Below are 24,267 nucleotides of genomic sequence, written 5' to 3'. Positions count from 1 at the left end.
ACAGATATGATGAAAGAGGGTGCTTTCAGGATGTTTACACAGGCGAATTTATTTTTACTATTATTGCTGGCCATCGCATTGGTAGCCAAAAATCAGTCATTGCTTTTTGCCGTCGGCTTTCTCATTGTGATAAAAGCTGTCGGTCTTGATCAGAAACTATTTCCGGTTATTCAGTCAAAAGGCATCAACTGGGGGGTCACCGTCATTACAATCGCCGTTTTAGTGCCGATTGCCACAGGTGATATCGGTTTTAAACAGCTCGGAGAAGCGATGAAATCATATTACGCGTGGATCGCTCTCGGTGCCGGGATCGCGGTTGCCTTAATCGCCAAAAACGGTCTCACCTTATTGGAAAACGACCCTCATATTACAACGGCGCTGGTCATCGGCACGATACTTGCCGTCGCGCTTTTCGGAGGCGTCGCCGTCGGCCCGTTAATCGGCGCCGGAATCGCCTACTTGGCCATGCAAATCGTTAAAATATTCACTTCGTAGAGTAAAAAAGCGGCGTAAAGCTGCTTTTTTTTGCGGGAGAATTGCACTTGCGCATTTTGTAAGTCAGACAAATGCCATTTACATTATTCCGATGAATGAAGTGGCTTACCATGTAACAAAGAACTTCGGGATTGACGGCGCACATGGAGCGAAAACAGCGATTGCAGTAATTCCAATTGATGAATGGATTGAAAGGCTGATGGAATTTATGGGCCTGATACCAAAGCAAAACTTAAAATAAGCGGAGGCCCTTTCCTTCAATTTGAAAGTTTGTTAAATTTATAATGAGAATGAAAAAACACAATTCGGTTGGTAGTCCGGATGCATGATTTAAAATGTCAGTAACCTTCCCCTCCTCGGGATGTCCATCATTCTTCAGTAAATTTAGGAGGAGGGAATCGTTATGAAATTAACGGTTTACTACGATGGTCAGTTTTGGGTAGGAGTCATTGAAGTTGTGAATGATGGAAAATTAAGAGCAATTCGTCATTTGTTTGGACAAGAGCCAAAGGATTCAGAAATAATGCATTTTGTTAATAATCAACTTTTACAGACTCTCTCCCACACTGAACAAGAAGGGGTTTGTGTTAAAGCAAAATCTAAGAAATTAAACCCAAAAAGATTGCAACGACAAGCTTCTAAAGAGATGAAAAATATCGGGATATCAACTAAGGCACAAAAAGCGATAAAACAGGAGCTTGAAGCAAGAAAAGAAAAGAGAAAACAACTGAATAAAAAACAAAGAGAAAAAATAAAGGAACAAAAATATTTAATCAGAAAACAAAAAGCAAAAGAAAAGCATAGGGGCAAATAGTCGGAGAACCCGATGAAGCCTTCCGATTAAAAGTTGAGCGGCATCAGTTAGTTTCTTCGGAATGATTTAGAGAAAAAGAAGTATAAGTCAGAGCCCTTCTCGAGATGAGGAGGGTTTTTCTGCAATTTATTTAAATTCACTTACATCAGTAAATGAGTCAGTTTCAATTGTGAACGGCTTGATGAAGATATTTACGGACCGAAATCAGCAAATGCAGTCAAACGATTCCAGTCCATGTACGGCGTGACTGCTGACGGCATTCATGGGCCAAAGACAAAGATGAAAATCAGCGTTAAAGAAATAGGGAAAATTAGATAAAGAACGAAAAAAATTTCTAAATATAGTTGGATTGATATATTATTGAACCCTGCATATGTGATAACAATAGCAGCTTTAAATAGGTGTAACAGGAGGTAGATTACTAAAGAATCTAAGGTTAGTATTTGGGTTTTAATATTTGATTAGGGGGAAAGAATGCTATCACTTAATAGAGCTTTAAAATTACGTGATTTAGAAGTTTTTCGTGTGCTGAAAGATGGTAACATTTTATCTTACGTAATAATTGAAGATACTCGAAAGCCATTTACAGAAGAAGACAAAAAATTAGAACCATTATGTTATATGGACGAAGAAGATATTAATGCGATTTTAAATGTTTTTAAGATTTCAATTGTTAATGATGAAAAATTAAATGAAGATAATTCAATTTTTATAAGATCTTACTTTTCTGAATTTGTTAATCATACAAATTTAACGAATTTTATTATTAAAGAATATGTTCAAAAGGATTTATATAATTACGATGATGAAGATGACATCATTTTCTTTAATAGAATTTTACGTAGTATAGGATCAGATTATGTTATCAAAGAATTTGACGATATAAATTGGATTTATTTATCTCAAGATTGATTTCTTATTTAGATTTTAAAGGAGTACAGAAGATAATTTCTGTACTCCTTTTTAAGGCAAAAAATAGACTTCTAGTTTCTCTTTATAGCATAAATACAATTGACGAAAATCGTAAGTTCAGCACCCGCAAGGGGTGTATACAAGTGCTTTATTATCATGGATGTTCTATTTCCAAAATCGCTATCATTTTTTGTTATTTTCGGTTAATTAGGAAAATTGCGGTATTTTTTCGTTTACAGAAAATAAGAAATTAGTGGAAAATAAATCAAAAGAGGAGGAGGGGAATGAATGCATGGACCAGGTATTACCGTCTTCACATGTAGGCGTTAAAATTAACGAGTGGTACAAGATGATTCGTCAATTTAGTGTGCCAGACGCGGAAATTTTAAAAGCCGAAGTGGAACACGAAATAAAAGAAATGGAAGAAGACGAATATTTACTTATTTATTACTCTCTCATGACTTTTCGTCATCAACTTATGCTAGATTATTTAAACCCAGAAATAAAGTATAGGACTGATAGGCCAACCACCACAGAACTACTTGAGAAGATTGAGAAACCACAAAAAACACTTACCGGCCTCTTAAAATATTACTCACATTTTTTTCGCGGAATGTACGAATTTGATCAGAAGCAGTATGTAGAAGCAATTAATTTTTATCGTAAAGCAGAGATGGAAATTCATCATGTCTCTGATGAAATAGAACAAGCTGAGTTTCATTTTAAGTTGGCAGAGGCTTATTATAATATGAAACAAACGCACGTATCCATGCATCATATTCTAAAAGCGTTAGAAATTTATGATCGAAACCCGCTTTATACCGTCCGAAAAATTCAAAGTTTATTTGTAATTGTGGGTAATTATCTTGATTTTAAACATTACGAAAAAGGATTACAGCATCTTGAGGAAGCCTTGAAGCTTTCGCAAGAATTTGGTCATAAAAGGTTGATTTCCTCTGCTCTTTATAATTTGGGTGAAAGTTATCACTACATGGGACAAGAAGAAAAGGCCGAAGCGTATTTGAGACAAGCAATTGTGATTGGTGAAGAAATGAAATTGAGAACTCTGCCCCATTCATATTATTCACTTTCCATAGTATTATTTAAGCAAAAGAAAACAGCCGCGGCAGGCCAAGCTTTAAAAGAAGGTTTAAAAACAGCAGTAAAATATGACGACAATTTGTTTTGCTTATTAACAGAGTTTTTATATGTTTTATTTGCTGAACCGATTAACAAAGACAGCCTTGTAGAAATTTTAAGTAAGCTTGAAAATATTCATATGTATTCGTATGTCGAAGAGTTGACACTTTTAACAGCAAACTTTTTCAAAGGAATGAAGGACTTTGAAATGGCTACAATTTTTTATGATAAGATGGTGGAGTCTCAACTTCAAATACAGCGGGGGGATTGTTTGTATGAATATTAAAAAAGCAATTTGTTTCTCTGTCTCTGCTTTCGCTATTACGTTCGGTGTAATTGCTTTTGTAGGAAACACGACTCATCTTCATCATAATGCAGCCAAAACTGATAATGAGGTAATACAACTAGCTGCGCGACTGCAAACATGATTTAAAAGATGTGGCCTTTTTAGGGCTGCATCTTTTTTTGTCATGCATTTTCGATTTTTCTCTTTTTAGGCGGGGCTGCGGCTGCTGCATTACAAGCATGGTAACAGGTTATGTTACAAGGGTGATATTCGTTTGAAGTCCGCATAAAAATACAAAAGGATCGTTATATACACAAAAGCGAAATACGAAGTAACAACAAAGATATATATAAGAAAATTTGAGCCAACTAAAACCAAGACATGGATTTCTGAAGCTGATCCGAACATTGATTCAGTCGAGTAAACAAATTAACCCCCTTCTCCGGTAAAGAAGGGGGTTAAACTTGCGGTGAAGTTGTCGCGCCTGTCCTTTTAAAGTCTCCTCCAAAACTCCCCCAAATGAAAACATGAGAATACATGGTTTTACAAAGCGCCTGAAAGCAAACGATTAAATATATCAACGAAAAGCCTTGATATATAAGGCTTTTAAAACATTTTTAGTTAAAAGTCTACAAATTAATCAGATTATTGTTTATAATAAGAATAGGCTTAAACTTAAATAAGCTTATAAGAATTTGTTATGTTCCTCTATAAGCATACTGGTTATGTAATCGCAACCATTGAAATGTAAGCATTTTCTTAAAGGGGAAAGGGATTGTTTGCATGACTCATTTTAAGTAAGCCGTATGTTTTATATACTCTTTAAAGGGGAATTTTGATTGAAAAGGAGAGGTTGAATATGACAGCAACACGCGGTCTTGAAGGGGTTGTAGCAACAACATCATCTGTAAGCTCTATTATCGACGATACCCTTACATATGTAGGGTACGATATTGACGACTTGACAGAGAATGCAAGTTTTGAAGAAATCATTTATTTGCTGTGGCATCTGCGCCTGCCGAATAAAACGGAACTTGCTGAACTGAAAAAACAGCTTGCGAAAGAAGCTGCCGTTCCACAAGAAATCATTGAGCACTTCAAATCCTATCCCCTCAATAACGTACATCCAATGGCTGCGCTCCGGACGGCGATTTCATTACTCGGTCTGACTGACAGTGAAGCCGATGTCATGAATCCGGAAGCGAACTACAGAAAAGCCATCCGTCTGCAGGCGAAAGTGCCGGGCATTGTCGCCGCTTTCTCAAGAATCCGCAAAGGACTTGATCCTGTTGAACCGAAGGAAGAGTATGGAATCGCGGAGAACTTCCTTTACACCTTAAACGGTGAAGAGCCTTCTCCGATCGAAGTGGAAGCGTTTAACAAAGCGCTCATTCTTCATGCGGATCACGAGCTGAATGCATCAACATTTACGGCGAGAGTATGTGTCGCCACCTTATCTGATATTTACTCAGGCATCACTGCTGCCATCGGCGCTTTAAAAGGACCGCTTCACGGCGGAGCCAATGAAGCCGTCATGAAAATGCTGACAGAAATCGGCGAAGTGGAAAACGCCGAGCCTTATATCCGCAGCAAAATGGAGAAAAAGGAAAAAGTAATGGGCTTCGGACACCGTGTGTATAAGCATGGAGACCCGCGCGCCAAACACTTAAAAGAAATGAGCAAACGCCTGACGAATCTGACGGGTGAAAGCAAATGGTACGAGATGTCAATCCGTGTCGAAGAAATCGTAACGTCGGAGAAAAAACTCCCGCCTAACGTTGATTTCTATTCCGCATCTGTATACCACAGTCTCGGCATTGATCACGATCTGTTCACGCCGATCTTTGCGATCAGCAGAATGTCAGGATGGATCGCCCATATTCTTGAACAGTACGATAACAACCGCCTCATCCGCCCGCGCGCTGATTACACGGGTCCGGATAAGCAGACTTTTGTTCCGATTGATGAAAGAGCCTGATCAAACGGGAGGCTGGTGATTTTCATGTCGTTAGCCTCTTGTTAATCAAGCCCGGATTGGTTTACAATTTTGATAGAATCTTGAGAAAAGTCATTTTATTTTCTATACAAGAAAAATAAAATGTTTTCTAAATATGAATTACATACTGGGAGGTAATATTGTGTCACAAGGTGAAAAAATTACAGTCTCTAATGGAGTATTAAACGTACCAAATAATCCGATTATCCCGTTTATTGAAGGCGACGGCACAGGCCCTGATATTTGGAACGCCGCTTCTAAAGTATTGGAAGCCGCTGTTGAAAAAGCATATAAAGGCGAGAAAAAAATCACGTGGAAAGAAGTTTATGCCGGTGAAAAGGCTTATAATAAAACAGGTGAGTGGCTTCCTGCCGAAACGCTGGAAGACATCAGAGAGTACTTCATCGCCATCAAAGGTCCTCTGACGACACCGGTCGGCGGCGGTATCCGTTCTCTGAACGTGGCGCTGAGACAGGAGCTTGATTTGTTTACGTGCCTGCGCCCTGTCAGATATTTCACGGGAGTGCCTTCTCCGGTCAAACGTCCTGAAGATACGGATATGGTCATTTTCCGCGAGAATACGGAAGATATTTATGCCGGAATTGAGTATGCGAAAGGTTCTGAAGAGGTTGAAAAGCTGATCAGCTTCCTGCAAAATGAAATGGGTGTTAACAAAATCCGTTTCCCTGAAACGTCAGGAATCGGCATCAAACCTGTTTCTGAAGAAGGCACAAGCCGCTTAGTCAGAGCTGCCATTGAGTATGCGATCGAAAACGGCCGTAAGTCTGTCGCGCTTGTCCACAAAGGAAACATCATGAAGTTCACTGAAGGGGCATTTAAAAACTGGGGCTACGAGCTTGCCGAAAGAGAATACGGAGATAAAGTATTCACTTGGGCTGAATATGACCGCATTGTCGAAAAAGACGGAAAAGAAGCGGCTGATAAAGCGCAGAGCGACGCGGAAGCGGCAGGGAAAATCATCGTCAAAGACAGCATCGCTGATATTTTCCTTCAGCAGATCTTAACCCGTCCGAGCGAATTCGACGTCGTGGCGACAATGAACTTAAACGGAGACTATATCTCTGATGCGCTTGCCGCTCAGGTAGGCGGAATCGGAATCGCGCCGGGAGCGAACATCAACTATGAAACAGGGCATGCGATTTTCGAAGCGACTCACGGAACGGCTCCTAAATATGCCGGCCTTGACAAAGTCAACCCGTCATCCGTCATCCTTTCAGGAGTGCTTCTTCTTGAACACCTGAACTGGAATGAGGCTGCTGACTTGATCATTAAATCTATGGAAAAAACGATTGCTTCAAAAGTAGTAACGTACGATTTTGCTAGATTAATGGACGGTGCAACTGAAGTGAAATGTTCAGAGTTTGGTGAAGAGCTAATCAAAAACATGGACTGAACCTAAAGCAGACTTCTAATGAAGCCAAAAAAGGAGAAGAGAATCATGGGAAAAACACGCAGTAAAGTTTCTGTTATCGGAGCAGGATTTACGGGAGCGACAACAGCCTTTCTTACAGCTCAAAAAGAGCTTGCAGACGTTGTGCTCGTTGATATTCCGCAATTAGAAAACCCGACAAAAGGAAAAGCGCTAGACATGCTCGAAGCAAGTCCGGTTCAAGGATTTGACGCGAAAATCACAGGCACGTCCAACTACGAGGACACAGCCGGTTCTGATATCGTCGTCATCACAGCCGGAATTGCGAGAAAACCGGGCATGAGCCGTGATGATCTCGTATCTACAAACGAAAAAATCATGAGAAGCGTCACACGTGAGATAGTGAAATATTCTCCTGACTGCATTATCGTTGTATTGACAAACCCTGTTGATGCGATGACATATGCGGTGTACAAAGAATCAGGCTTCCCGAAAGAACGCGTCATCGGACAATCCGGAGTGCTTGACACTGCGCGATTCAGAACATTCGTCGCTGAAGAATTAAACCTGTCTGTAAAAGATGTGACCGGTTTTGTTCTTGGCGGACACGGTGACGACATGGTTCCTCTCGTCCGTTATTCCTATGCGGGCGGCATTCCGCTTGAAACGCTTATCCCGAAAGACCGTCTTGATGCGATTGTAGAACGCACAAGAAAAGGCGGCGGGGAAATCGTCAACCTTCTCGGCAACGGAAGCGCCTACTATGCGCCTGCTGCATCACTGACTGAAATGGTAGAAGCCATTTTGAAAGATCAGCGCCGCGTGCTTCCGACTATCGCTTACTTAGAAGGCGAATACGGTCATGAAGGCATTTACTTAGGCGTACCGACGATTATCGGAGGAAACGGCCTAGAGCAAATCATCGAGCTTGAACTGACAGACTATGAAAAAGCGCAGCTGAGTAAATCAGTTGAATCTGTCAAAAACGTGATGAAAGTATTGTCATAAGAAAAAAGGGAAGGCTTCCGAATCAGAAGCCTTCCTCTTTTTACAATTAATGAAAGCGTTTTCTTTTTCCCTGAGCGATCCTTTCTCTGAAAATGATCAAAAAGGCGAATTGTCTGAACGGGCAGTATTGGATAAAATGAAATCATAAAGTGATATGCAGCACATAAAATAGAGAAAATTGGATGTCGGGGAAAATAGACAGCGGAGGGCGCAGCATGAACAAAAAAATTTTAGTTGTAGATGATGAACAATCTATCGTTACTCTTTTACAGTATAATCTGGAACGGTCCGGCTATGATGTCATTACCGCATCAGACGGCGAAGAGGCTCTGGAGCAGGCAGAGAATGAAAATCCGGATTTAATCGTACTGGATGTCATGCTGCCAAAAGTGGACGGAATCGACGTCTGTAAACAGCTCAGACAGCAGAAAATGATGGTTCCGATCTTGATGCTGACAGCAAAAGATGAGGAGTTTGATAAAGTGCTGGGACTGGAGCTCGGAGCGGATGATTACATGACAAAGCCGTTCAGTCCGCGGGAAGTCACTGCGCGGGTGAAAGCCATTTTAAGAAGGGCTGACATTTCTTCGCTGTCACAAGGCAGAGAAGAGGAAAAGGACGGGCAGATCCTCATCGGCGAGCTGAAAATTCTTCCGGAGCATTACGAAGCGTACTTTAAGTCAGAACAGCTGGAACTGACGCCTAAAGAATTTGAACTGCTTCTGTATTTGGGAAAACATAAGGGAAGAGTGCTGACGAGAGATCTTCTGCTGAGCGCGGTCTGGAACTATGATTTTGCCGGGGATACCCGGATTGTTGACGTTCATATCAGCCATCTGCGCGACAAAATCGAATCAAATACCAAAAAACCCATCTATATTAAAACAATCAGAGGTTTGGGGTATAAACTGGAGGAGCCAAAAATGAATGAATAAAGTCCGTGTGCGTCTGTTCGCTTTACTCGTTGTATGTATCATATTGGTTTTCAGTGTTCTCGGCCTTTTTTTACAGCAGCTTATTTCTTCATCCGCTGAAGAAAGAACGGCGGATCAGCTGAAAAAGGAATCGGTATACATAGCGGGCCTTCTTGACACCGGCCGAATCGGCAATAAAAGCAATGAAACGGTAATCCGTGATGCCGGCCGCACCCTCGGTATAAACGTCGCCGTGCTCAACGAGAAGGGTGACGCCGTATATCATTCCGGCAGCCATGCTGATGATTCAGCCGTAAAGGAGTTCATTTCTCACAATAAAAGTGAGGAAGCCGTACAGTCGAAAAGCAAAGTCATCCGCGGCACTGCCGTAAAAAATGACGCCGGGAAAATTGCGGGGTATGTACTTGTTTCCTCTGAGATCAACGGCGGTTCAAGCGTTGCCGGAGAAATGTGGGGCATGCTGGCAGCAAGTCTTTGTACCGCTTTTATCATTATCGTTTTCTTTTATACAAACATGACGTCCCGTTACAAAAAATCCATCGACGCCGCGACAAAGGTGGCAACGGAGCTGTCCAAGGGGAATTATGACGCCCGCTCCTACAGCGGTTACGCAAGGCGGTCGGACCGTCTCGGGCGTGCGATGAACAGCCTGGCGGTCGATTTAATGGAAATGACGAGAACGCAGGATATGCAGCGCGATCGTCTGTTAACCGTTATTGAAAATATCGGCTCCGGTTTGATTTTAATAGACGGGAGAGGTTTTATCAATCTCGTGAACCGGTCATACACGAAGCAGTTTCATACAAAGCCTGAACGTCTGCTTCGGCGTCTTTACCATGATGCGTTTGAACATGAGGAGATCATTCGGCTTGTCGAAGACATTTTTATGACGGAGACGAAAAAATGCCAGCTGCTCAGACTTCCCATCAATATTGAGCGGCGCTACTTTGAAGTTGACGGCGTTCCGATCATGGGCCCTGACGATGAATGGAAGGGCATCGTCCTCGTCTTTCACGATATGACGGAAATTAAAAAATTGGAGCAGATGAGAAAGGACTTCGTCGCCAATGTCTCCCATGAACTGAAAACACCGATCACCTCGATTAAAGGATTTACGGAAACACTGTTAGACGGAGCGATGAAAGATGAAAAGGCGCTTTCAGACTTTCTGTCTATCATTCTGAAAGAAAGTGAGCGGCTCCAATCTCTCGTGCAGGATTTACTGGATTTATCCAAGATGGAGCAGCAAAACTTTACGATGCGCGTAGAGTCCTTTGACGCCGCAAAAATTCTGCATGAAATTGAGGCGCTTTTGCGGCATAAGGCTGCGGAAAAAGGCATCAGCTTTCAGCTCGATCTCCCGGAAGAGCCGATTTTTGTGACGGGTGATGCGCACAGGCTGAAGCAGGTATTTTTGAATCTGGCGAACAATGCCCTGACCTACACGCCTGAAAAAGGGACGGTGGGGATTTCGGTACATGTGAAAGAAACCGTTGTCGATATCAAAGTGTCCGATACGGGAATCGGCATTCAGAAGGAAGAGATCCCGCGGATATTTGAGAGATTCTACCGCGTGGATAAAGACAGAAGCCGCAACTCGGGAGGAACCGGGCTCGGCCTCGCCATCGTGAAGCACTTAATAGAAGCCCATGAAGGTAAAATCGAGGTCACAAGCGAGCCGGGACAGGGGACTGTATTTACCGTGACGCTGAAGCGGCAGCCGGAAGCGTGATCAGCTTTACAAAGGATTAACAATTTCTTCATGACCTGTTAAACCTATCTTGTTAGGATGTAACAGAACCCCTTCATCCAAGGAGCCAATTTTGACGGCGGGAACGTATTTTCTTGTTCCCGTCCTTTTTTGCGTTTTCACGGGGTTCGCTCATTTTCCTTTCAAATTGAACTTTGTTAAAATAAGAGAAGCTGTGAGATTAAAAAATAGAGGAATGACGAGCTTTTGCTCTTAGGAGGATATTGAATGACGGAACGAAAAAAACTAGTGCTTGTCGACGGAAACAGTCTGGCATACCGGGCGTTTTTTGCATTGCCGCTTTTAAGCAATGAAAAAGGCATCCATACAAATGCCGTATACGGGTTTGCGATGATTTTAATGAAGATGCTGGAAGATGAAAAGCCGACCCACATGCTGGTGGCTTTTGATGCGGGAAAAACCACTTTCCGCCACAGCACGTTTAAAGAATATAAAGGCGGAAGACAAAAAACGCCGCCGGAGCTTTCAGAACAGATGCCGTTCATCCGTGAGCTCCTTGATGCCTACAAAATCAGCCGATACGAGCTTCCTGAATATGAAGCGGACGATATTATCGGCACGCTTGCCGTATCTGCTGAAAAAGACGGCTTCGAAGTAAAGGTAGTTTCGGGGGACAAGGACTTAACCCAGCTTGCAACCGGGAAAACGACCGTTGCCATTACGAGAAAAGGCATTACCGACGTGGAAGATTACACGCCGGAGCACGTGCAGGAAAAGTACGGTCTGACCCCTTTGCAAATCATTGATATGAAGGGATTAATGGGGGATTCATCCGATAATATACCGGGCGTCCCCGGCGTCGGAGAAAAAACCGCGATTAAGCTTTTAAAGCAGTTCCATTCGGTTGAGAAACTGCTTAATTCCATTGATGAAGTCAGCGGAAAAAAATTAAAAGAAAAGCTTGAAGAATACAAGGAACAAGCCCTGATGAGCAAAGAGCTGGCGACGATTATGACAAATGCGCCGATTGAAGTCAAGCCCGAAGATTTAGATTACCAAGGGTTTGACCGTGAACAAGTTGTTGCCATTTTTAAAGACCTCGGTTTTAATACGCTTCTTGAGCGGCTTGGTGAAGAAAGCGGCGAAACGGCGGAAGAAAATTTTGAAGACATCAATGTTGAAACGGCAGAAGAAATCACCGAAGATATGCTCGTTTCGCCGTCTGCTTTGGTGGTCGAACAAATCGGTGATAACTATCACGAAGAACCGATCCTCGGCTTTTCCATCGTGAATGAAACAGGTCTTTATTATATTCCGAAAGAAATCGCCGTTCGGTCTGAAGCGTTTAAATCTTGGGCTGAAGATGAATCGATGAAAAAGTGGGTGTTCGACAGCAAACGTTCCGTCGTCGCTTTGCGCTGGCAGGGAATTGAGCTGAAGGGAACGGAATTTGACGCGCTTCTTGCTGCCTACATTATAAACCCGGGCAACTCGTACGACGATGTCGCGAGCGTAGCAAAAGAATACGGGCTGAATATCGTTTCAAAAGATGAAGCGGTATACGGAAAAGGCGCAAAGCGCGCCGTTCCGGCTGAAAAAGAGCTTGCCGATCATCTCGCGCGGAAAGCGTCTGCCGTTAACAGCCTCCGTGACAAACTGCTTGACGCTTTGGAAGAAAATAATCAGCTTGAATTATGTGAAGATCTCGAACTCCCGCTTGCGCTTATTCTCGGAGAAATGGAATCAATGGGCGTCAAAGTGGATGTTGAAAGACTGAAACGAATGGGCGAAGAGCTTAAGGCGAAGCTGAAGGAATATGAAGAAAAAATCCATGACATCGCCGGTGAGCCGTTTAACATCAATTCACCAAAACAGCTCGGCGTCATTCTGTTTGAAAAGCTCGGCCTGCCGCCAGTAAAGAAAACAAAAACAGGCTATTCCACTTCAGCCGATGTCCTGGAAAAGCTCGCAGACAAACATGATATCGTCGCTTACATTCTGCAATACAGACAAATCGGCAAGCTTCAATCGACTTATATAGAAGGGCTGCTGAAAGTCACGCGCAAGGATTCTCATAAGGTGCATACACGGTTCAATCAGGCGTTGACTCAAACCGGACGCCTCAGCTCAACGGATCCGAACCTGCAAAATATTCCGATCCGGCTGGAGGAAGGGCGGAAAATCCGTCAGGCTTTCGTACCGTCCGAACCGGATTGGCTTATTTTCGCCGCCGATTATTCACAAATTGAATTAAGGGTGCTTGCGCATATTTCAAAAGATGAAAATCTGATCGAAGCGTTTACGAATGACATGGACATTCACACAAAAACCGCCATGGACGTGTTTCATGTCAGTGAAGATGAAGTGACACAAGCGATGCGCCGCCAGGCAAAGGCCGTCAATTTCGGCATTGTTTACGGCATCAGTGATTACGGGCTGTCACAAAACCTCGGCATCACCCGGAAAGAAGCGGGCGCTTTTATTGACCGCTATTTGGAGAGCTTCCCGGGCGTAAAGGCGTATATGGAAGAGTCGGTGCAGGAAGCGAAGCAAAAAGGATATGTCACGACACTTATGCAGCGCCGCCGCTATATTCCTGAGCTGACCAGCCGCAACTTCAACCTGCGGAGCTTTGCGGAACGGACGGCCATGAATACGCCGATTCAGGGAAGCGCCGCCGATATTATTAAAAAAGCCATGATTGACATGGCAGCTGAGCTGAAAGAAAAAAACCTGAAGGCGCGATTGCTGCTTCAGGTGCACGATGAATTGATTTTTGAAGCGCCTAAGGAAGAAATTGAAATATTAGAGAAGCTGGTTCCTGAAGTGATGGAGCATGCTTTGGCATTAGACGTGCCGCTGAAGGCGGATTATGCTTCAGGGCCGTCTTGGTACGATGCAAAATAAACAGAGAAAAAGGAAGTGATGATTGTGCCGGAATTACCAGAAGTTGAAACGGTCCGGCGCACTCTGACCGGTCTTGTGAAGGGGAAAACGATTGAATCGGCGGATATCAGATGGCCGAATATCATCAAAAAACCCGCCGAGCCGGAGGAATTCGCGCGGCAGATTGCAGGAGAAACAATCCGATCCATCGGAAGAAGAGGAAAGTTTTTGCTTTTCCATCTGGATCATTATGTCATGGTGTCCCACCTGCGGATGGAGGGGAAATACGGTCTTCATCAGGCCGATGAGCCTGACGATAAACATGTGCACGTCGTGTTTCACATGACGGACGGAACACAGCTCCGCTACCGGGATGTCCGGAAATTCGGCACGATGCATTTGTTTGCGCCGGGAGAGGAACAGAATGCATTACCGCTTTCACAGCTCGGGCCCGAACCCGATGATGAAGCATTTACCGCTGCTTATTTAAAAGAGCGGCTTGCAAAAACGAACCGCGCGGTGAAAACAGCCCTGCTCGACCAAAAAGCGGTCGTCGGCCTCGGCAATATTTATGTCGATGAAGCTTTATTCCGGGCGCGTATTCATCCTGAGACAAAAGCGAACAGTCTGTCAGACGGGCAGATAAAAACGCTTCATACAGAAATTAAAGACACCCTTCAGGAAGCGATTGACGCGGGCGGGAGCACCGTCCGGTCTTATATCAATTCTCAAGGGGAGATCGGAATGTTTCAGCTCAAACATTACGTATACGGCAAAAAGGATGAACCGTGCAAAACGTGCGGCACGATGATTTCTAAAATCGTGGTCGGCGGAAGAGGGACGCATTTTTGCGCCCGCTGCCAAAAAAAATCATAAACTGAAGCGATTCAAGCAAGCGGCAGCAGAATGACTTTTTTCTAACACAGTTGATGACCTTTCTCCATATATATATTGTGATTCACCTAATAGGCATATGTCACAATTGCCGATCAAGAGAAAGGGAGAAACGGATATGGAGATTGTTTCTTTGCTGCTTTTGGCTTTTGCTGTCAGCTTGGACAGTTTTTCAGTCGGGTTTACGTATGGTTTGAGAAAAATGAAAATCCCGTTCAAAGCGATTGCCGTGATCGCTTGCTGTTCAGCCTCTGTGATGTTTATATCCATGCTGATCGGCCATTTTCTGACAAAGATTTTTCCCGTATCCGTCACGGAAAAACTGGGCGGGCTGATCTTAATCGGAATCGGGGCATGGGTCATCTGGCAATTTTTCAAACCGGCTAAAGAGCCTGATTACTTATTGCATGAAAAAACGTTACTTAATCTTGAAGTGAAATCGCTCGGCATCGTGATTCACATTTTGAAAAAACCGACCAGCGCCGATATTGATCAATCCGGAACCATTAACGGAGTCGAGGCGCTTCTGCTCGGTATCGCCTTATCCATTGACGCGTTTGGCGCCGGGCTGGGAGCGGCCATTCTCGGCTTTTCTCCGGTTATGATGAGCGTGACTGTCGGGCTGATGAGCTCGCTGTTTGTTTCACTCGGCATAAACGCGGGGCATTTGCTCTCAAGATGGAATTGGATAGATAAAATGACATTTTTGCCGGGAGTCCTGCTGATTATCATCGGGATTTGGAAAATGTAAGAAGGAGTGGGCTTTTTGAGCTTGGTCATCGGTTTAACGGGAGGCATCGCAAGCGGCAAAAGCACAGTAGCGCGTATGCTGATCGACAAAAAAATAACAGTCATTGATGCGGATGTCATCGCAAAACAGGCGGTGGAAAAAGGGATGCCGGCTTACGGACAAATTGTGGAGGCATTCGGAAAAGACATCCTGCTGGAAAATGGCGATATTGACAGAAAAAAACTCGGTTCTATCGTTTTTACTGACGAACAGAAGCGTCTGAAGCTGAATCAGATCGTTCATCCGGCGGTGCGTGCGGAAATGCTGAAACAGCGGGATGAAGCCGTTGCACGAAAAGAGCAGTTCGTCGTTTTGGATATACCGCTTTTGTATGAAAGCGGGCTTGATTATCTTGTCGGCAAGGTGCTCGTCGTCACCGTACCGGCAGACATTCAGCTCAAACGGCTGATGGAGCGGAATTCCCTTACAGAAGAAGAAGCGATGAGCCGGATAACGTCGCAAATGCCTTTAGCGAACAAAACAAAAAAAGCTGACGCCGTCATTGATAACAGCGGCAGTCTTGAACATACAAAGCACCAGCTTGAGGAAGTATTGAGCGGCTGGGCATAAACAAACACCGTTCGGAAAGCCGAACGGTGTTTTTCTGGTTAAAAATCAAAATTGTCAGGGTCAGGACCGACACGGAGATTTTCGTTCAGATCATCAATCCGCTTCATATCGTCAGCTGACAGTTCGAAATCAAAGACATTTGCATTTTCTTCAATACGGTGTTTTTTAGTTGATTTCGGAATGGTGATAACACCGTTTTGCAAATCCCAGCGCAAAATCACTTGAGCGGCTGATTTGCCGTACTTCTCAGCGATCTCTTGTAAGACGGGGTGATCAAGCAGCTGCCCTTGCATCAATGGCGACCACGCTTCTAGCTGAATACCTTGTTCAGTACAGAAAGCAAGCAGTTCTTTCTGTGTCAGACGCGGATGGTACTCCACCTGGTTGATCATCGGCTTGATTTCCGTTTCTTTCATGAGATGTTTCAGATGGTGAATTTGGAAATTGCTGACCCCGATCGCCTTAATGCGTCCATCCCGGTAGAGGGTTTCGAGCGCCCGCCACGCATCGATGTACTTTCCTTCGACAGGCCAATGGATCAAATATAAATCCAAATAATCTAAACCGAGTTTTTCTAAGCTTGTGTCAAACGCTTTTAACGTTTCTTCATATCCTAAATCGGCATTCCATACTTTTGACGTGACAAAAATGTCTTCACGTTTTAATCCCGCTTCTTGCAGCCCTTGGCGGATGCCTTCGCCGACACCTTCTTCATTTCCGTAAATCGCGGCGGTATCAACGCTGCGATAGCCGTGCACCAATGCCGTTTTCACCGCGTTGACGAGTTCCGCGCCTTCCTCTACTTTGAAAACTCCGATGCCGAACCAAGGCATCTCTACTCCGTTATGCAATGTTGATTTTGCTTGTAAATGTGTTGTCATGTATATATTCCTCCTATTAGTTGTCTGTTGAAACAATCAAAATGCGCTGAAGAAAAACTCACCTCCTTTCAAGGGCAGTGCGATCCCGCTTTTCAAGCTTCCTGCTCCATCCGGTTAATACGACCGCGCTGAGCACCATCAGCGCCCCGATCCAAGCGGTATGAATGATTCCGATTGAGTCTGTAATGATTCCGCCGGCAAACGAGCCGATCGCGATTCCGGCATTGAATGCCGCGATATTTAAGGCTGATGCTGTATCAACGGCGCTTGGCGCAAAACGTTCACTCAGCATCACGACATATACCTGAAGCCCCGGCACATTCATAAACGCCAACAGCCCCATGAAAATAATGGTGATCAGCCCGGCTGTTTTAAACGGCGCGGTAAAAGTCAGAACAAACAGCACAGCAGCCTGGACAATGAACATATAAAACAAGGCTTTCAGCGGATTTCGGTTTGATAAACGGCCGCCAATCATGTTTCCGATGGCAATCGCAATTCCGTAAATGAGCAGGATGGCCGCGACGGTTTCTTTCTGAAAACCGGTTACCTCCTGAAGAAGCGGAGATAAATACGTAAACACGACAAACGTTCCGCCGTAGCCTAACGCCGTAATAATAAATAAAAGCAATAACCGCCCGTTTGTGACGAGTTTGACCTGCTCGGAAAATGCGGTTTTCGTCCCTTTGCGCAAATGCGACGGAACGAGAAGCGCGTTTGTGAGGAATGCGATGATTCCTACCGCCACAATGACGGCAAATGCGATTCTCCATCCGAATTGCTGGCCGAGATAGGTGCCGAACGGAACGCCGGTCACCGTAGCCACCGTCAGCCCCGTAAACATAATGGAAATCGCGCTTGCTCTTTTATGCTCCGGCACGATATTGGCGGCGATTGTTGCCCCGATTGACATGAAAATGCCGTGGGAAAACGCCGAAATAACCCGTGCCGCCAGTAAGACGCCGATTGAGGACGCACTTGCCGCGAGTGTATTTCCGGCGATAAAAATTAACATCACCCAGAGCAGCAGCGTTTTCCGTGACATGCCGGATGTGAGAGATGTTAAAACCGGCGCGCCGAATGTCACGCCCAGAGCATACATGGAAACGGTAAGCCCCGCCGTTGTCACAGGTATATGCAGATCTTGAGATATAAGCGGCAGCAGCCCGACGCTGATAAATTCGGTTGTGCCGATCGCAAAAGCGCTGACGGCTAATGCCAGCAGCGCTGGTAAATAGCTTTGGCGATGTGAAGACATCTGTTTTCCTCCTTGAACGATAATGTATGGTTGAAATGATGCCGGGTAAACGATATAAGTATAAGAGTACATTCCTTTTCAGCCGGCAAATGTCATTATGATCGATAGAAGTGTCATTGAAAAGAACGTACTTTTAAGTGCCATAGGCACTTTTTAGTTCCTATAGATGAGGAGGAATTACCGTTTGCTGAAGAAAAAATACAATATATCCGTAGAAGCGGCGCTTGAGGTGATCGGAGGAAAATGGAAGTGTGTGATCCTCTGCCACCTCATGCGCGGGAAAAAACGGACAAGCGAATTGAAGCGGCTTATGCCGGACATCACCCAGAAGATGCTGACACAGCAATTGCGGGAGCTGGAAGCTGACGGCGTCATCAACCGGATCGTGTACAATCAGGTGCCGCCGAAAGTGGAATACGAGCTGAGTGAATACGGACACAGTCTGGAAAGAATTTTAAACGCGCTGTGCGACTGGGGCGCGATGCATATCGCGAAACGGTACGGCGAGGTGTCTTCCGTTTTAGAGGACAGCATTTTAAATGACAAATTCAAAGAACCGGGACAAATATAAGAAAAAAGCAGGCAGCCTGAGACGCTGATCCTGCTTTTTTTATGGAAGAAAGATCATTTTATATGCAAAAAAACCGATTGAACAACATATTGATCGGTATAAGGGTGGATTTTTATCAAGTTGTACTGGCGGATTTCTTTTAATGTGTTATACTATATATAAATAAAATTAAATTAGAGTGGCATATTAAAAAGGGGTGACCTGAGCATGAAGGTAAAAGTAGCAATCAACGGGTTTGGAAGAATCGGAAGAATGGTGTTCAGAAAAGCAATGGAAGATGATCAAATTCAAATAACAGCCATTAATGCAAGCTATCCCCCGGAAACGCTTGCTCATTTGATAAAGTATGACACAATTCACGGCAAATACGATCAAGAAGTTGAGACCTCCGACGACAGCCTGATCGTCAACGGAAAACATATTATGCTGTTCAATCGCCGGGACCCGAGAGAGCTTCCGTGGAAAGAATGCGGAATAGACATCGTCGTAGAGGCAACGGGGAAATTTAATTCAAAAGAAAAAGCAATGAGCCATATTGAAGCAGGGGCGAAAAAAGTTATTTTAACGGCTCCGGGCAAAAATGAAGACGTTACCATTGTCATGGGAGTAAATGAAGAGCAATTCAATCCCGATGAACATGTCATTATTTCAAATGCATCCTGCACGACAAACTGTCTTGCGCCGGTCGTCAAAGTGCTTGATCAGGAATTCGGGATTGAAAGCGGCCTGATGACGACTGTTCACGCTTACACGAATGATCAAAAAAATATCGACAATCCGCATAAAGATCTGCGGAGGGCGAGAGCGTGCGGAGAATCCATCATTCCGACTTCTACAGGCGCCGCCAAAGCGCTGTCGCTCGTGCTGCCTCATTTGAAAGGAAAACTTCACGGTCTCGCTTTGCGTGTTCCCGTTCCGAATGTGTCATTAGTGGACCTTGTCTGCGATCTGAAAACAGATGTGTCGGCCGAGCAAGTGAACGCCGCTTTCCAAAGAGCCGCAAAAACGTCGATGTACGGAATTCTTGATTATTCGGATGAGCCGCTCGTTTCTTCGGATTATAATACGAATTCACACTCTGCGATCATTGACGGACTGACAACGATAGTGATGGAAGACCGAAAAGTAAAGGTGCTCGCCTGGTATGACAATGAATGGGGATATTCCTGCCGGGTCGTTGATCTTATCCGTCACGTCGCCGCGCGAATGAAACACCCGTCAGCTGTGTAGACTAAAGATCATGGACATTTGTTAGAAAAAAACCCTTAACGGCATATTCGCAAAAAACACACCTTGCAAAATAAACTTAAACACAGTATACTATCTTTCGTGAACTTCTTGCTCGTGACTGCTTCGGAATTACTTAAAGGGTTAGGACCTCTCCGGACTAACTTTCCCCCGTGGTAAATGGCCGGGTCAGTTCTCGGAAATTCACTTTTTTAATTCTTGTTAAGGGGGGTCCATGATTATGGAAACAATGGGGCGTCACGTCATCTCCGAGCTGTGGGGATGCGATTTTGATAAGCTCAATGACATGGATTTTATTGAAAAAACGTTTGTAAATGCTGCTTTGAAATCAGGAGCTGAGGTGCGCGAGGTCGCATTTCACAAATTTGCACCGCAAGGCGTAAGCGGAGTCGTTATTATCTCTGAGTCACATTTAACGATTCACAGTTTTCCTGAACACGGATATGCAAGCATTGATGTTTATACTTGTGGAGACCTGGATCCTAATGTGGCTGCGGATTACATTGCGGACGCATTACATGCAGATACAAGAGAAAACATTGAAATACCGAGAGGAATGGGGCCTGTACAGATTAAACAGGCACAAGCGAAAGTACTGTAATTTTCAAAACGCAAACACAAGGGAGCTAAGCTGAAAAAGCCATTACGCGCTTTGAAGCTGATGCTCCTTTTCTAATGTAAAAAAACAGCATTGCTTTTTCTTTAAGCATTTTTTTTGTAAAATAGAAAAGATAAGGCCGGTCTATCGGCTCTCCCAACAAATAGGCTCATCCTAGAAACGTTGGCGGGCATTTACCGGAAGCTTGCGAACCGCATTACAGCAACGAAACAGATGGGAGCTGATCCAATTTGAAATGTCCTTCATGCCAGCATAACGGTTCCCGCGTACTTGATTCACGGCCTGCGGACGAAGGGAAATCAATCCGCAGAAGGCGGGAATGCGAAGCCTGCCATTACCGCTTCACTACATTTGAGAAGTTTGAAGAGATGCCTCTGATCGTCGTGAAAAAAGAAGGCGTCCGGGAAGAATTCAGCCGTGAAAAAATGCTGCGCGGGTTAATTAAAGCTTGTGAAAAAAGGCCCGTTCCTTTAAAAACATTGGAAGACATGTGCTTTGACATTGAAAAAGAGCTGAGAAACCAAGGTGTATCTGAAGTCAAAAGCGAACTTGTCGGAGAAATGGTAATGGACCGTCTGGCGAAAATCGATGAGGTGTCTTATGTCCGCTTTGCCTCCGTCTACCGGCAGTTTAAGGATATAAACGTGTTTATCGATGAATTGAAAGATTTAATAAAGAAAGAACGCTGAGAGAGCTAAGAGATTGTGTCTGGCTCTTTTCTCATGAGCAAAATTGGCATTTGATAGATCGCAGAAACGGTGTAAAATGAGAGTAGAAACATATCGGAAGGTTTGAGAATCATGGCTGACTATTGGAATGACGTATTGCCTGTAGATCCTTATACGGTCAAAAGCCGTTCGCTTCTTCAGGATGTCGACAGACAGGTTTTGACACATCTGTACCAGCCGCTGATCGGTTCTTTTGCATTCTCCCTTTATATGACCTTATGGGGGGAGCTTGAGCAGAACCGCTTGTGGGGAGCGGAATCCACGCACAGGCAGCTGATGGGCATGATGCAGTCAAATTTAAAAAAGATTCATCATGAACAGGGAAAGCTTGAAGGAATCGGGCTGCTGAAAGTGTATATCCGGGAGTCCGAGCAAAAAGAGCGGATGTTTATTTATGAGCTGCTGCCCCCGCTCAGACCGAATGATTTTTTTGAAGACGGCATGCTGAATGTCTTTCTTTATAACAGAGTCGGTAAAACGAAATACCAGCAGCTGAGACAATTTTACACGCACCCTTCCGTCGGCGCGGGCGCAAGGGAAATTACCCGTCCGTTTAATCACGCTTTTGCCTCTTTTCAGCCGAGTGAATGGAAAATGACGCCTGATATGGAAGAGGCGATGAAGCTACCCGAGGACTATGAGACGGCGTCTGTCGGACAAGCGCCTTCCTATACGGTGACGGAGGAAGTGTTTGATTTTGAGCTTTTCATGGCGGGACTGTCAGAAACGATGATACCGCGCAAATCAATCACGCAGGACGTGCGGGAGAGCATTAAAAAGCTTTCATATTTATACGGAATAGATCCTATCTCCATGCAGCACGTCGTCATGACCGCAATTAATGAACAGGATACGATAACGGCCGAAGCGCTGAGGAAAGCGGCCAGCGACTGGTACCAAATTGAAAGAAGCGGGAAGCTTCCGGAACTGATTGATAAAACACAGCCTGTCACCTTGAGAGAAAACCGGACGGAAAAGGACGATTCATTGAACGGCGAACTCATCGCACAGCTTGAGACCATATCACCGAGAAAGCTTCTTCAGGACATTGCGGACGGGACCGAGCCGTCAAAAGCCGACTTGCAGATTATCGCCGATATTATGTTCGAACAAAAGCTTGAGCCCGGCGTCACCAATGTGCTGATTTATTATGTCATGCTGAAAACGGATATGAAGCTGTCCAAAAACTATATCCAAAAAATCGCCGCCCACTGGGCCAGAAAGAAAGTCAAAACGGTACGGGAAGCAATGAAGCTCGCAATAGAAGAGCACAGGCAATATCTTGATTGGGCGGACGGCAAAACAAACGGCGCGGCGCGCGGCAAAAAAACCGTCCGGGAAGAAAAGCGCCCTGATTGGATGAAAGAAGAAGAAACCGGGAAGAAACAAGAACAGCCGGCTCTTTCCGCGCAGGATCTTGAAGAACAGAAGAAAAAAATGATGGAAGAAATGAAAAAACTGAAAAAATACTCTGCCTATTGAGACAGAGAAGCGGGGTGATATTGAATGGAACCGATCAGCCGATCCTTAGAAGGCGTGACGAAAAGACCTGACTTTCAAAAACGCCTGGAACGAATGCAGCAGCAAGTCATGGCCGACGAAGACGTCCAGGCTTTTTTGAAGGAACAGAAAGATGTAATCAATCAAAGCATGATTGACAGAGGGTTAAATAAACTGTACGAATTCGTTCAGCAAAGCAAACAGTGCGCCTTCTGCTCGAAAGACAGCCGGACGAACAGCCTGCTTGAAGGCTATCATCCGAAGCTTGTGATCAACGGGCGTTCCATTGATATTGAATATTACGAATGTCCGGAAAAGAGAAAGCTCGACCGCCAGAAAAGGCAAAAGTCCCTGATGAAGAGCATGTATATCCAGCAGGATCTTCTCGGCGCGACGTTTCAGCAGATCGACATTACCGATCCGAGCAGAGTCGGCATCTTCCAGCATGTGACGGATTTTCTGAAGAGCTATAATGAAACGGGAAAAGGCAAAGGGCTGTATCTGTACGGAAAATTCGGAATCGGAAAGACATTTATTTTAGCCGCCATTGCCAACGAGCTGGCGGAAAAAGAGTATTCATCAATGATCGTATATGTTCCCGAATTTGTCAGAGAGCTGAAAAACTCGCTCCAGGATCAGTCGTTGGAGGCGAAACTGAATATGGTGAAAACGACGCCCGTACTGATGCTTGATGACATCGGAGCGGAATCAATGACAAGCTGGGTCAGGGATGAAGTCATCGGCACCGTGCTTCAGCACAGAATGAGCCAGCAGCTTCCCACTTTCTTCTCGTCTAATTTTTCACCAGACGAGCTGAAGCATCATTTTACGTATTCACAGCGGGGAGAAAAGGAAGAAGTAAAAGCGGCAAGACTGATGGAGCGGATTTTATATTTGGCTTCGCCCGTCCGTCTTGACGGGGAAAACCGCCGCCGTTCATGATGCCGGCGTCCAATGGGAAGGATTTGAGGGAATGAGGAATAAGAAGGCTGTCACTTGGGCTGCGGCTGCGGCGGGAGCGGGCCTTTTACTGTGGGCAAACCGCAAATATCTGAATCTGTCGCCTAAGGAGATCCGGCTGTGGGTATTATCGTTCGGTGTTTTTGCGCCGCTTGTGTTTATCGGAATTTCCATCGTCAGGCCTTTTGTGCTGTTTCCCGTATCAATCGTTTCCGTCGCCGGAGGATTGGCGTTCGGCCCGTTTTTCGGCACCGTGTATACGCTGGCGGGCTCAATGGGCGCTGCCGCCGCGTCTTTTTTTGCGGCGGGGCTGTTTGCCTTTAATGAGAAAAGCCGTCATGGAAAAATGGAAGCCATTCAAAAGCAGATGAAAACCAATGGCTTCTTTTATATTTTTATCCTGCGCATTCTGCCTGTTAACTTTGATGTGATCAGCTATGCCGCAGGCCTATCGAAAGTCAGGCCGATGACGTATTTTTTGGCGACCGCAGCGGGCATTATTCCGGGGACGATCGTCCTGAATGTGCTCGGCGCGAGCTTTATGTCCGGCAATGTGCTGACCGTACTCGGCGTGATGTGTCTTTACATCGTATTTTTATCGCTTCCCGTTATATTTAAAAAGAAGGTGCGCCATTTGTTCGGCGGTGAAAGCTAACCTTTACGTCTATTTTAAAA

General features: G+C 44.7%; 23 protein-coding genes and 2 pseudogenes. 23 read left to right on the top strand and 2 right to left on the bottom strand.

Annotated elements, in window-relative coordinates:
- The first annotated feature begins 30 nt into the window (after positions 1-30).
- The 16 genes and pseudogenes from U2H13_RS13880 to coaE all read left to right on the top strand — a co-directional run bounded on the left by U2H13_RS13880 (position 31) and on the right by coaE (position 15,827).
- Entirely contained in the window at positions 31-495 is a 465-nt protein-coding gene (locus tag U2H13_RS13880; RefSeq protein ID WP_003152447.1) for a DUF441 domain-containing protein, read from the top strand.
- Positions 496-613: 118 nt separating this feature from the next.
- A pseudogene (locus U2H13_RS13875) lies at positions 614-780 on the top strand (peptidoglycan-binding protein); the annotation flags it as partial.
- Positions 781-898: 118 nt separating this feature from the next.
- Positions 899-1,309 carry a YjdF family protein gene (locus tag U2H13_RS13870; RefSeq protein ID WP_014418619.1) on the top strand — a complete coding sequence of 137 codons (411 nt, stop codon included), beginning with the start codon at positions 899-901 and terminating at the stop codon, positions 1,307-1,309.
- 183 nt (positions 1,310-1,492) lie between these two features.
- Positions 1,493-1,627 (top strand): annotated as a pseudogene (locus tag U2H13_RS13865) (peptidoglycan-binding protein); the annotation flags it as partial.
- A gap of 156 nt (positions 1,628-1,783) precedes the next feature.
- Positions 1,784-2,221, top strand: a complete 438-nt coding sequence (locus tag U2H13_RS13860; protein ID WP_014418618.1) for a hypothetical protein — start codon at positions 1,784-1,786, stop codon at positions 2,219-2,221.
- A gap of 292 nt (positions 2,222-2,513) precedes the next feature.
- A complete protein-coding gene (locus tag U2H13_RS13855) occupies positions 2,514-3,647 on the top strand; it encodes a Rap family tetratricopeptide repeat protein (RefSeq protein ID WP_014418617.1) in 1,134 nt (377 codons plus the stop codon).
- On the top strand, positions 3,637-3,789 hold the full coding sequence (locus U2H13_RS13850; RefSeq protein ID WP_017418344.1) for a hypothetical protein: 153 nt from the start codon (positions 3,637-3,639) through the stop codon (positions 3,787-3,789). Before U2H13_RS13855 ends, U2H13_RS13850 begins: the two co-directional genes overlap by 11 nt.
- A gap of 717 nt (positions 3,790-4,506) precedes the next feature.
- On the top strand, positions 4,507-5,625 hold the full coding sequence (citZ, locus tag U2H13_RS13845; RefSeq protein WP_017418343.1) for a citrate synthase: 1,119 nt from the start codon (positions 4,507-4,509) through the stop codon (positions 5,623-5,625).
- Positions 5,626-5,785: 160 nt separating this feature from the next.
- A complete protein-coding gene (icd, locus tag U2H13_RS13840; protein ID WP_121984331.1) occupies positions 5,786-7,057 on the top strand; it encodes an NADP-dependent isocitrate dehydrogenase in 1,272 nt (423 codons plus the stop codon).
- A 45-nt stretch (positions 7,058-7,102) separates the two neighbouring features.
- Positions 7,103-8,041, top strand: a complete 939-nt coding sequence (mdh, locus tag U2H13_RS13835; RefSeq protein WP_003152455.1) for a malate dehydrogenase — start codon at positions 7,103-7,105, stop codon at positions 8,039-8,041.
- A 215-nt stretch (positions 8,042-8,256) separates the two neighbouring features.
- Positions 8,257-8,976, top strand: coding sequence for a response regulator transcription factor (locus U2H13_RS13830; protein WP_014418615.1), 720 nt, complete (start codon positions 8,257-8,259; stop codon positions 8,974-8,976).
- Positions 8,969-10,708: a two-component system histidine kinase PnpS gene (gene pnpS, locus U2H13_RS13825; protein ID WP_014418614.1), complete on the top strand. Its 1,740-nt coding sequence runs from the start codon at positions 8,969-8,971 to the stop codon at positions 10,706-10,708. Before U2H13_RS13830 ends, pnpS begins: the two co-directional genes overlap by 8 nt.
- A 246-nt stretch (positions 10,709-10,954) precedes the next feature.
- On the top strand, positions 10,955-13,594 hold the full coding sequence (polA, locus tag U2H13_RS13820) for a DNA polymerase I (protein WP_376700504.1): 2,640 nt from the start codon (positions 10,955-10,957) through the stop codon (positions 13,592-13,594).
- Between the two features lie 24 nt (positions 13,595-13,618).
- Positions 13,619-14,449: a DNA-formamidopyrimidine glycosylase gene (mutM, locus tag U2H13_RS13815; protein WP_025285093.1), complete on the top strand. Its 831-nt coding sequence runs from the start codon at positions 13,619-13,621 to the stop codon at positions 14,447-14,449.
- A gap of 136 nt (positions 14,450-14,585) precedes the next feature.
- Entirely contained in the window at positions 14,586-15,218 is a 633-nt protein-coding gene (ytaF, locus tag U2H13_RS13810; protein ID WP_003152461.1) for a sporulation membrane protein YtaF, read from the top strand.
- 15 nt (positions 15,219-15,233) lie between these two features.
- Positions 15,234-15,827 carry a dephospho-CoA kinase gene (gene coaE / locus U2H13_RS13805; RefSeq protein WP_121984332.1) on the top strand — a complete coding sequence of 198 codons (594 nt, stop codon included), beginning with the start codon at positions 15,234-15,236 and terminating at the stop codon, positions 15,825-15,827.
- A gap of 38 nt (positions 15,828-15,865) precedes the next feature.
- Here coaE and U2H13_RS13800 read toward each other — a convergent pair whose 3' ends face one another.
- Both U2H13_RS13800 and U2H13_RS13795 read right to left on the bottom strand, forming a co-directional pair.
- A complete protein-coding gene (locus tag U2H13_RS13800) occupies positions 15,866-16,708 on the bottom strand; it encodes an aldo/keto reductase (protein ID WP_029973344.1) in 843 nt (280 codons plus the stop codon).
- 58 nt (positions 16,709-16,766) lie between these two features.
- Positions 16,767-17,966, bottom strand: coding sequence for an MFS transporter (locus U2H13_RS13795; RefSeq protein ID WP_014305559.1), 1,200 nt, complete (start codon positions 17,964-17,966; stop codon positions 16,767-16,769).
- Positions 17,967-18,150: 184 nt separating this feature from the next.
- Here U2H13_RS13795 and U2H13_RS13790 point away from each other — a divergent pair, with 184 nt between their 5' ends.
- The 7 genes from U2H13_RS13790 (at position 18,151) to U2H13_RS13760 (ending at position 24,247) form a co-directional block, all read left to right on the top strand.
- The gene (locus U2H13_RS13790) at positions 18,151-18,537 is read left to right on the top strand and encodes a helix-turn-helix domain-containing protein (protein WP_003152469.1); all 387 of its coding nucleotides are present in this window, start codon (positions 18,151-18,153) and stop codon (positions 18,535-18,537) included.
- 207 nt (positions 18,538-18,744) lie between these two features.
- On the top strand, positions 18,745-19,767 hold the full coding sequence (locus U2H13_RS13785; protein WP_014418609.1) for a glyceraldehyde-3-phosphate dehydrogenase: 1,023 nt from the start codon (positions 18,745-18,747) through the stop codon (positions 19,765-19,767).
- Positions 19,768-20,005: 238 nt separating this feature from the next.
- Entirely contained in the window at positions 20,006-20,386 is a 381-nt protein-coding gene (speD, locus tag U2H13_RS13780; RefSeq protein WP_003152471.1) for an adenosylmethionine decarboxylase, read from the top strand.
- 248 nt (positions 20,387-20,634) lie between these two features.
- Positions 20,635-21,093, top strand: a complete 459-nt coding sequence (gene nrdR, locus U2H13_RS13775) for a transcriptional regulator NrdR (RefSeq protein WP_003152473.1) — start codon at positions 20,635-20,637, stop codon at positions 21,091-21,093.
- 111 nt (positions 21,094-21,204) lie between these two features.
- Positions 21,205-22,614: a replication initiation and membrane attachment family protein gene (locus U2H13_RS13770; RefSeq protein WP_012118158.1), complete on the top strand. Its 1,410-nt coding sequence runs from the start codon at positions 21,205-21,207 to the stop codon at positions 22,612-22,614.
- Between the two features lie 24 nt (positions 22,615-22,638).
- Entirely contained in the window at positions 22,639-23,574 is a 936-nt protein-coding gene (gene dnaI / locus U2H13_RS13765) for a primosomal protein DnaI (RefSeq protein ID WP_012118157.1), read from the top strand.
- A 31-nt stretch (positions 23,575-23,605) separates the two neighbouring features.
- Positions 23,606-24,247, top strand: coding sequence for a TVP38/TMEM64 family protein (locus U2H13_RS13760; protein ID WP_014418607.1), 642 nt, complete (start codon positions 23,606-23,608; stop codon positions 24,245-24,247).
- Positions 24,248-24,267: the final 20 nt, after the last annotated feature.

The organism is Bacillus sp. A1 (assembly GCF_042296235.1).
GTDB classification, from domain to species: Bacteria; Bacillota; Bacilli; order Bacillales; family Bacillaceae; genus Bacillus; species Bacillus velezensis.
Note: the sequence above shows the minus strand (reverse complement) of the source record. Positions and strands in the feature narration are given on the sequence as shown.

Excerpts from the sequence above, each read along its gene's own strand:
- U2H13_RS13880 (WP_003152447.1), top strand. The coding sequence starts at position 31 with ATGTTTACACAGGCGAATTTATTTTTACTATTATTGCTGGCCATCGCA.
- U2H13_RS13870 (WP_014418619.1), top strand. The coding sequence starts at position 899 with ATGAAATTAACGGTTTACTACGATGGTCAGTTTTGGGTAGGAGTCATT.
- U2H13_RS13860 (WP_014418618.1), top strand. The coding sequence starts at position 1,784 with ATGCTATCACTTAATAGAGCTTTAAAATTACGTGATTTAGAAGTTTTT.
- U2H13_RS13855 (WP_014418617.1), top strand. The coding sequence starts at position 2,514 with ATGGACCAGGTATTACCGTCTTCACATGTAGGCGTTAAAATTAACGAG.
- U2H13_RS13850 (WP_017418344.1), top strand. The coding sequence starts at position 3,637 with ATGAATATTAAAAAAGCAATTTGTTTCTCTGTCTCTGCTTTCGCTATT.
- citZ (WP_017418343.1), top strand. The coding sequence starts at position 4,507 with ATGACAGCAACACGCGGTCTTGAAGGGGTTGTAGCAACAACATCATCT.
- mdh (WP_003152455.1), top strand. The coding sequence starts at position 7,103 with ATGGGAAAAACACGCAGTAAAGTTTCTGTTATCGGAGCAGGATTTACG.
- U2H13_RS13830 (WP_014418615.1), top strand. The coding sequence starts at position 8,257 with ATGAACAAAAAAATTTTAGTTGTAGATGATGAACAATCTATCGTTACT.
- pnpS (WP_014418614.1), top strand. The coding sequence starts at position 8,969 with ATGAATAAAGTCCGTGTGCGTCTGTTCGCTTTACTCGTTGTATGTATC.
- polA (WP_376700504.1), top strand. The coding sequence starts at position 10,955 with ATGACGGAACGAAAAAAACTAGTGCTTGTCGACGGAAACAGTCTGGCA.
- ytaF (WP_003152461.1), top strand. The coding sequence starts at position 14,586 with ATGGAGATTGTTTCTTTGCTGCTTTTGGCTTTTGCTGTCAGCTTGGAC.
- U2H13_RS13800 (WP_029973344.1), bottom strand. The coding sequence starts at position 16,708 with ATGACAACACATTTACAAGCAAAATCAACATTGCATAACGGAGTAGAG.
- U2H13_RS13795 (WP_014305559.1), bottom strand. The coding sequence starts at position 17,966 with ATGTCTTCACATCGCCAAAGCTATTTACCAGCGCTGCTGGCATTAGCC.
- U2H13_RS13785 (WP_014418609.1), top strand. The coding sequence starts at position 18,745 with ATGAAGGTAAAAGTAGCAATCAACGGGTTTGGAAGAATCGGAAGAATG.
- speD (WP_003152471.1), top strand. The coding sequence starts at position 20,006 with ATGGAAACAATGGGGCGTCACGTCATCTCCGAGCTGTGGGGATGCGAT.
- U2H13_RS13770 (WP_012118158.1), top strand. The coding sequence starts at position 21,205 with ATGGCTGACTATTGGAATGACGTATTGCCTGTAGATCCTTATACGGTC.
- dnaI (WP_012118157.1), top strand. The coding sequence starts at position 22,639 with ATGGAACCGATCAGCCGATCCTTAGAAGGCGTGACGAAAAGACCTGAC.
- U2H13_RS13760 (WP_014418607.1), top strand. The coding sequence starts at position 23,606 with ATGAGGAATAAGAAGGCTGTCACTTGGGCTGCGGCTGCGGCGGGAGCG.